This is a genomic window from Candidatus Phytoplasma pini (genome assembly GCF_007821455.1).
GTDB classification, from domain to species: domain Bacteria; phylum Bacillota_I; class Bacilli_A; order Acholeplasmatales; family Acholeplasmataceae; genus Phytoplasma; species Phytoplasma pini.
In genome coordinates, this window is the sequence record NZ_VIAE01000012.1 from 1 (window position 1) to 8269 (window position 8269).

7 protein-coding genes are annotated in these 8269 nt (G+C 19.4%); all 7 read left to right on the plus strand.

Annotated features, from left to right (window positions below; genetic code table 11):
* The first annotated feature begins 398 nt into the window (after window positions 1–398).
* Entirely contained in the window at window positions 399–1145 is a 747-nt protein-coding gene (locus MDPP_RS01935) for a hypothetical protein (RefSeq protein WP_144658541.1), read from the plus strand.
* A gap of 1030 nt (window positions 1146–2175) precedes the next feature.
* On the plus strand, window positions 2176–2358 hold the full coding sequence (locus tag MDPP_RS01940) for a hypothetical protein (RefSeq protein ID WP_144658542.1): 183 nt from the start codon (window positions 2176–2178) through the stop codon (window positions 2356–2358).
* A complete protein-coding gene (locus tag MDPP_RS02215; protein WP_281281263.1) occupies window positions 2355–2486 on the plus strand; it encodes a hypothetical protein in 132 nt (43 codons plus the stop codon). The genes MDPP_RS01940 and MDPP_RS02215 overlap by 4 nt, the downstream gene beginning before the upstream one ends.
* Before the next feature lie 7 nt (window positions 2487–2493).
* Entirely contained in the window at window positions 2494–3135 is a 642-nt protein-coding gene (locus MDPP_RS01945; protein ID WP_144658543.1) for a hypothetical protein, read from the plus strand.
* 1259 nt (window positions 3136–4394) lie between these two features.
* The gene (plsY, locus tag MDPP_RS01950) at window positions 4395–5051 is read left to right on the plus strand and encodes a glycerol-3-phosphate 1-O-acyltransferase PlsY (protein WP_144658544.1); all 657 of its coding nucleotides are present in this window, start codon (window positions 4395–4397) and stop codon (window positions 5049–5051) included.
* Window positions 5052–5441: 390 nt separating this feature from the next.
* Window positions 5442–6461: a phenylalanine--tRNA ligase subunit alpha gene (gene pheS, locus MDPP_RS01955; protein WP_420885459.1), complete on the plus strand. Its 1020-nt coding sequence runs from the start codon at window positions 5442–5444 to the stop codon at window positions 6459–6461.
* Between the two features lie 77 nt (window positions 6462–6538).
* Complete coding sequence (pheT, locus tag MDPP_RS01960; RefSeq protein WP_144658546.1) at window positions 6539–8248, plus strand: phenylalanine--tRNA ligase subunit beta; 1710 nt, start codon at window positions 6539–6541, stop codon at window positions 8246–8248.
* Window positions 8249–8269 lie beyond the last annotated feature (21 nt).

Genomic DNA, 8269 nt, shown 5'->3' on the forward strand with positions numbered 1-8269 from the left:
AAAAAAAAAAAAAAAAAAAAAAAAAAAAAAAATAAAAAAAAAAAATAAAATAAAAAATAAAAAAAAAAAAAAATAATTAAAAAAAAAAAAAAAATAACATAAAAAAAAAAAAAAAAATTAATTTTTTTTTTTTTTTTTTTTATTTTTTTGAAAAAACAAAAATAAAATATTAAATATAAATGTTATTTTTTTATAAAAAATTAGTATTTAATTTATTTTAATTTTAATCCAATAAAAATGGTATAATATTACGTGTTTTAGAAAGAAGGCGCGCAAAAAATTTTAATATGTCAAAAAGTATTTTATCAAGGCATTGGAAATGGTTTTTATGTTTATTAATCATAACTATTTTTACTTTTTTGTTCATATATAGATTTGTCAAATCTGAGAAATCCAAAATGATAGAAACAAACAATTCACAAAAACAACAAAAACAAAAAAAACAACAAAAACAAAGTTTATCAAAAGATAGAATGTTCATGATTCCAAAAGAACCTGAACCTATATATCTTATAAAAGACCAAATAAATCAAAAAAAATATTATTATAAAGAAAAAGAAACATCTTCGATCAATAATAATGATGAAACAATTGAAACAACACCAGAAATAAAAAATTATTTCTATTTCGAAAATAGTTTTTTATCTTCAAAAGATTATTCAAAAGATAGAATATCCTTAATGCAAGAAAATGATGAAGTTGATCCTATATTTAGTGATCAAAAAAAATATAATACAATAGAATATTCAAATTCCGAAGATAGCAAAAAGAAAACTATGGTATTTAAAATTCCAGTTTCATCAATAATTAATACTTATACTTATATTATTGAGGATGATATTATTCTAATATTAGATACTTTAACAGAAGAAAACACAAAAGAAGGAACTTATAAAAAATTTAAATTTTATAAGAATGATGATAATAAAAAATATTCAAAATATATTTATGAAGAAAAGCCATTTAAAGATGGTAATGTTTTTTATTATGAACTAGATTCTAATAAAGAACAAAAATTAATTAAATCAGTATCCAAAAACAAAGAATTTGCTATTTTTCAATATGATAATAATAATAAATGGATTAAAACTAATTATTATAATCAAGAAGGCAAATTAATTAAATCATTATCAGAAAATAATTAAATTACTACTCGTTATTAATAATGATAAAAATAATATAATAAGTTGATTAAAATTAATTATCTTTCGATATGTTATTAATAATATGTTTTATATTCAAGTTAATCTATTTAGAATAATTTAAATGTTTTTAATAGACTTAAAGAATATAAATATTTGATTTTTTGAATAATCAATTTATTCAAATATAAGATATAAATAGTTTATAAAATTTTAAAAGTTTTTTAAAACTTATTTATTCTTACGATATTACAAACAAAAACATTTTATTTATATGATTCATAATGTTCAAAAAAATATAATTTTAGCGATAGAACATACGCGTTTACTGGCAAGATATCTTGCCTTTTATTACAAACCTAGTCCCGTTCTAAACCGTACAAGCAAGTTTTCAAACATACGTCTTTAAGCAACATTCTTTTTTCATAGACCTAAAACCTTATAGTTAAAGTTTAGGCAGTTTTTGTAGGTTGCCCTTGCAAAATAAAATTAGCCTCTTTTATAACATAATTATGTCATTTTATGAGATTAGAATCTTTCCTAATGTTATAGTCTGAACATGCTTAACAACTTTCATTGTAGTAAACCGTATTTTTACTAGCCTCTCATTTGTAGGTTTTCATTAGAAAATCCAAACATTGGTTAGATTATCTTCGCCTTGTAAGGGTTGTTAACTTTTTTCCGTGAGGAGTAGGTTCATTATAAGGTCTTAATCGCCCTAGAAGTTAGTTAAACTGATGATATTCTGGCATTTTTTTGGCGCCCAACCTTTTTTTGTAGTTGGTTAAATATAATTAATAATTACAGTTATGTTAAAATCAAAGCCGATTTATCAGCTTTGATTTTGATGAATTTATTCCATTTAATAAAAATATATTATAAATAATATATTTTTAAATTGATATTTTATAATTAGTTTTAATAAATTAGTATATGTTTTTGAATTATTTGAATTTATTTATTTAAAAGTGATATAAATATTATGTGTTTCGGAAAGCAAACACCATAATTTTAATATGACGAAAAATATTTTTTGAAAAGATATTGGAAGTATTTTTTATTTTTATTTATTATAACTATTTTTATTTCTTTGTTCGTATATAAATTTTTAAAATCTAAAAAATTAAAAAATCAAAAAGAAAATAAAAACAAAGAAATAATTACAACAAGCACAAAAGATAAAACAACATCAAATGAAAACCAAAAACAAAATTGATTAAGTTTATAAAAATTAATTATCCTGAATTAGAAAAATACATATTTATACATTTTGTTCCTGGAAACGAAACAATAGTAGATAATTTAAAAAAAGAATATAAAAACGGAATTTCAAAAATAGAATAAAAAAAATATGAAAAACATAAAACTGAAACAAATTATTTTAGGTTCTTTTTTAGTTTCCAATTGTTTGATTTTATTTTCAATTAAACAATGTTTACCTCAATTGAAAATGCCTATTATAGGAGTTAGTTTGTTTCCTTTTTGGTTTTTACCTTTGATTTTAATTATTTTTTTATTTCCTTTAAAAATAAGTTTTTGTTTTCTTTTTTTATATTGTTTGTTACAAGTGGTTTTGTTTGATTTTTCTTCTTATCTTGGTGTTTATAATCTAATTCCAAATAATTTTAATAAAAATCAAGTTATTTTTTTTATGATTTTAACAGGTTCTATAATTCCTATTATGTCATTTTTTTTAATTTCGTTATTTTATCATAAAAATAAAAACATATTATTTATTTTTTTTATTTTCTTTATTATTAGCTTGTTTCAAAGTTTGTCAAAAACTTTTAATGGTTATTATATTTACTTTAATGTAATTCAAGACATAATAAAAAATAAATTTAAAGCTTTAACAACTTTTTTCTATTTCAGTCCTTTTTCATTTATATTTTTATTAAATTTAATTCCTATTTTGATTAGTGATTTATTATTATTTTTTATTTTTTTGTTTTCAAAAAAAATTATTATTCAACTTTCTGAATTTTTTCAATAGATAATAAAATAAAATCTTAATTTGGAAATATATAGAATTTGTTTATAAAAACAATAAATTATATGTTTTTTTATCTTTTTGCGACTATCTGTAAATAAAAAAAAATAAACCAATTTTAAGATCAATAAAAAGAAAATTTATTTTATAAAATTTTTTTGGTAGAAATTAGATTTTTTTCTTATAACTATATATATAATTAAAGGAATAGATAAATAAATCGATAAAAATATTTAATCACTCAAAATCCAAAAAAAATATATAAATCACATAATTTAAAGTTAAAATAAATATATCATTTATTTATGAAATTAAAAAATATTTAAAATATTTTTAAAAGTTTAAAATTATTCATTAGATTTTTGAAAGTTTCAATATCAATCAAAAATTATCTTAATGGAGAATTAATAATTATTTGAAAAAACATTATTTATTACAAGAACCAATAAATATTTTTTAATCTACTAATTCATCTCTTATTTAGCTAACAATAGTTTTAAAAGGAAAAAATATCATAAAATTTATTAAAATTATTTTCAAAATTCGAAATATTATGATCTTTATTTAATTGTTTTAGAAAAAAATGTTATGGTGATCCAACCAACTAGGAATTATTATTATTATTGTGATTATTGAATCTAATCCTTATTGAATTTGCGATCGTTCCAATTTGTGTAGTTTATTTTTGATAGTCAAAAAGCAATAAGATTTGTTTATTGAATGATTTATTGCGTTTTAAATTTAAATTAAAAATGTGTAATTGATTTTATTTAAAAATTTAATATATTAACTGTTCTTTAAAAAATGTTTTAGTCAGTGTTTATTTGACTATTCTTAGTGACAAAATTAAATTTTTAAATAAAATTGATTTATGTTATAATCTAGCTAAAATATAAATTTAATTTCAAGATTAATTATGGTTATTAATATTATTGATTTTAAATAATTTTAATTGTACAAAAATCAAAAAAATAATCAAAATAGTTAATCTTTTTTTAGAAGACTTTCGATCAAAATAAATATACGTTCTTTTTCTTCCATTTAAAGAAAATAACATTTTGAATAAAAGAAAAAAATATAGATTCAAATTAACTAAAAATATTAATCTTTCAACATTTTAATTGTAATTTATAAGGATAAAAATAGAAATATCTTGATTATGAAAAAAATATTTAAAACAAGTTCAAAAAATTCACAAAACTTTATATTAAAGATAAACAAAATATTAAAAAAATTAAAAAATGAAATGAAATATAAATCATATGAATCTGATAAACATTTTTGAGTTAAAATATTTAATTTTTATAATGATTTCTTTTTTTTCTTATTTAATTGGTTCTATTCCAACAGGATTATTAATAGGAAAAATTTTTAAAAACAAAGATTTACGTTATTTAGGATCTCATAATATTGGTTCTTCTAATGCTTTTCGAATTTTAGGATTAAAATATGGGATTATCACTTTTATTTTAGATTTTTTAAAAGGATTTATTTTGGTTTTTCTTTTTTCAAATTTTTCAATTCTTAATGAATATAAAGATTATAAAATTTTTTTCGGTTTATCATCCATATTAGGTCATATGTTTTCTATTTTTAATAGATTCCGCGGAGGGAAAGCAATCGCTACTTCAGTTGGTGTTATCTCAGGAATTAATCCTATAATTGGTTTTTTAGGTATTTTATTTTTTGTTATTGTTTTGATGTTATTCGGTTATGCTTCTTTATCTTCTTTAATTGCAACAATATTAGTTGATTTAATTTTATGGATATCATGGATAAAAAAAATAGAAACAATAGAACTATGTGAATTGATTATTATTTTTTTTTCAACAATTTTAATTTTTTGGAAACATCGCCTAAATATTATTTATTTATTAAAAGGAAAAGAAAATAAATTTCATTTTTGTTTATTTTCTTGATAGAATAAAAAAATATAAATAAAATATTTTTAAATTATTTCAAATCAATATATTTGCATAATTATTTATGAAATATTATTTATTTATAATTTTTTAATATTATAAAAATAATTAAAAAAATGTTTTATTTTAATTATTATATTTTATAATTATAGATATATAATTTAAGATATTTTGATTTTTTTATAATGTGAAAAAATACGAGTAATAGACTACTTTTTGATAAATATTTTTTTATTTATTAAAAATTGATTTTCAATTTTTTTTGAATTATTTCAAAATAATTAATTAGATTATGGATTTAATTTATCAAAAGCGAAAGTATGAAAATTCAAAATTTAATAGAAAGAATTAATAAAAAATTATATGAGTCAAGAAAAAATAAAAGATTTGGATCAAGAAATAAAGTGTTTATTAGAAAATTTTTTTATTAAAATAAAAAATATCAATGAAATAGAACAGTTAAAACAATTAGAAATAAAATATTTAGGAAAAAATGGTATTTTATTTTTTTTATTTCAAGAAATTAAAAAATTTCCCGTTGAGAAAAAAAGAATAAAAGGCCAAAAGATTAATCTTTTAAAACAAAAATGTTTGTCTTTGTTAGAAGAAAAGAAAAAAATATTAGAAAATCAATTATTAAATGATTTTTTAAAAAAAGATAAAATCGATGTTACTTTACCTCATTTACAATTATCTCAAGGAAATATCCATCCTTTAAATCAAATTATTAAACAAATAGAAAATTTTTTTTTAAATTTAGGGTATTCAATTTATGATGGTGATGAAATAGTTTCTGATTTTTATAATTTTGAAATGTTAAATATTGATAAGGAACATCCCGCAAGAGATATTCAAGATTCTTTTTATTTAAATCAAGATTATCAATATCTTTTAAGGACGCATACTTCATCTGTGCAAGTAAAAGCGATGTTAGAAAAAAAGTCTCAACCTTTAAAAATTATTTCTTCTGGTAAAGTTTATCGTAGAGATAAAGATGATGATAGTCATAGCCATCAATTTATACAATTAGAAGGTTTTGCTATTGATCATATTAATAACATAAATATCAGGATTTTAAAAGAAATTTTAGTATTATTACTTCAAAACATTTTTGGTAAACAACAAGAATTAAGATTTCGTCCTTCTTATTTTCCTTTTACAAAACCAAGTCTCGAAGTAGATTTAGTTATCAAAAAATTTCAGCAAAAAAATATTTATTTAGAAATTTTAGGAGCGGGTTTAATTCATCCTCAAGTTTTGTCTAGAGGCGGTTATAATCCAGAAAAATATAGTGGTTTAGCTTTTGGTTTAGGTATAGAACGTATCGCTATGTTAAAATATGGTATTGAAAAAATTAGTTATTTTTATCAAAATAATATTAATTTTTTAAATCAGTTTATAAAATAATTAAAATAAATCAAGATATTTAAATCAAAAATATAATATATTGAAATATAACAAAAAGAGGTATATTTTAAAAAAAGATGATAATTCATGAAAGTCTTTTGAAAAAATATTTTTCTTCTTCGGATTATAATTTGAGTGATTATGAGAATTTAATTAATGATCATATCATGGAAGTAGAAAGATTAGAAATTTTAAGCAAAAATACTCATTTAATCATAGGAGAAATTTTGGAGTTTCATAAAATATCACAAAAAAAAAAAATAAATTTTGTGAAAGTAAATATTGGTGCTAAAATTTTATCAATTGTATGTGCCGCTTCTAATTTAGAAACAAATAAAAAAGTTGTAGTTGCTCTTTTGGGTTCTTATTTAGAGAAAAAGAAAATGTATATTGTCGAAAAAGAATTCGATAATATAAAATCTCAAGGGATGATTTGTTCCGCTGAAGAATTAGGATTACCGTTAGATATCTTAACATTTGAAGAAAAAGAAGGTATTCTTTTTTTAGATGCAGAAGCACCTTTAGGAACATGCGCTTTAGAATATTTAGGGTTAAAAGGTTTTTTATTAAAAATTGCTTTAACACCAGATAGATCTGATCTTTTATCTCATGCGGGGTTTGCAAAAGATTTTAAAGCTGTTCTTGATGATTCTTCTATTTATTTTAAAGAACCTATTTTTCCTTTTGTTGAAGAAAGTGAAAAAGTAAATTCTTTTGAAATTAAAATTTCAAGTGAAAATTGTTTAGAATATCATATTCGTTATTTGGAAAATATCGAAGTGGATATTTCACCTTTATGGTTAAGAAATTTATTATCAATTTATAATATTGAACCAGTGAATAATGTTATAGATGTTTTAAATTTAATTTTAATAGAAGATGGAATTCCTTTAGATGCTTTTGATACATTTTCTTTGCAAAAAGATATGATTATAATTCGAAATGCTTATCCTGAAGAGAAAATAGCAATTACAAAAGAAAAGAAAAAAGATTTTTTTTTAACACCAAATGATTTAGTTATTACTGATAATCAAGATCGATTAATTTCTATAGCAGGCATAATTAATATGCCTGAATATATAGTCAATAAAAAAACAAAAAATATCGTTATCACTAGTGCTTATTTTCAACCTCAAAATATCTTAAAAACTAGTAAAAAAATGAATTTAAAAAATGAAAAAATTTTGCGTTTAACAAGAGGTATTGATATTAGTTTATTAAAACAAGCTTTAGAAAAAGCTACTTTTCTTTTACAAAAAATAAGTCAAGCCAAAGTGACTAAAAAAATTATTTCTGTTCAAAAAAAAAAATATAAAAATATAGCAATTAATCTTACTTTAGAATTTATTCGTTCTAAAACAGATATTGATTTCAAGATGGAGACAATAGAACGTTTTCTACATCGTTTAGATTATCAAATTATTAGTATTTCTGAAGATTCTTTAACAGTTTTAGCGCCTTTAAGACGTCATGATATTAAAATTAAAGAAGATATTATTTCGGATTTAATACGTCTTTATGGTTATAATCAAATTGAATCTTATAAAACGATTGTTCCTAAATTAAACACAAAAACAGAAAGACAAAAAACTTTAGATGAATTAAGAAATTTAATTTCTTCTTTAGGTTTTTTTGAAATTATTACTTATAGTTTGATTTCTGAAAAAATTTTTAATTTATTTACCGAAAGCAAAAATTATTTAGAAATTATTAACCCTCTTTCACATGAAAGAGTTATATTAAGACATCATTTAAGCGTTTTTTTGAAATTATTACTTATAGTTTGATTTCTGAAAAAATTTTTAATT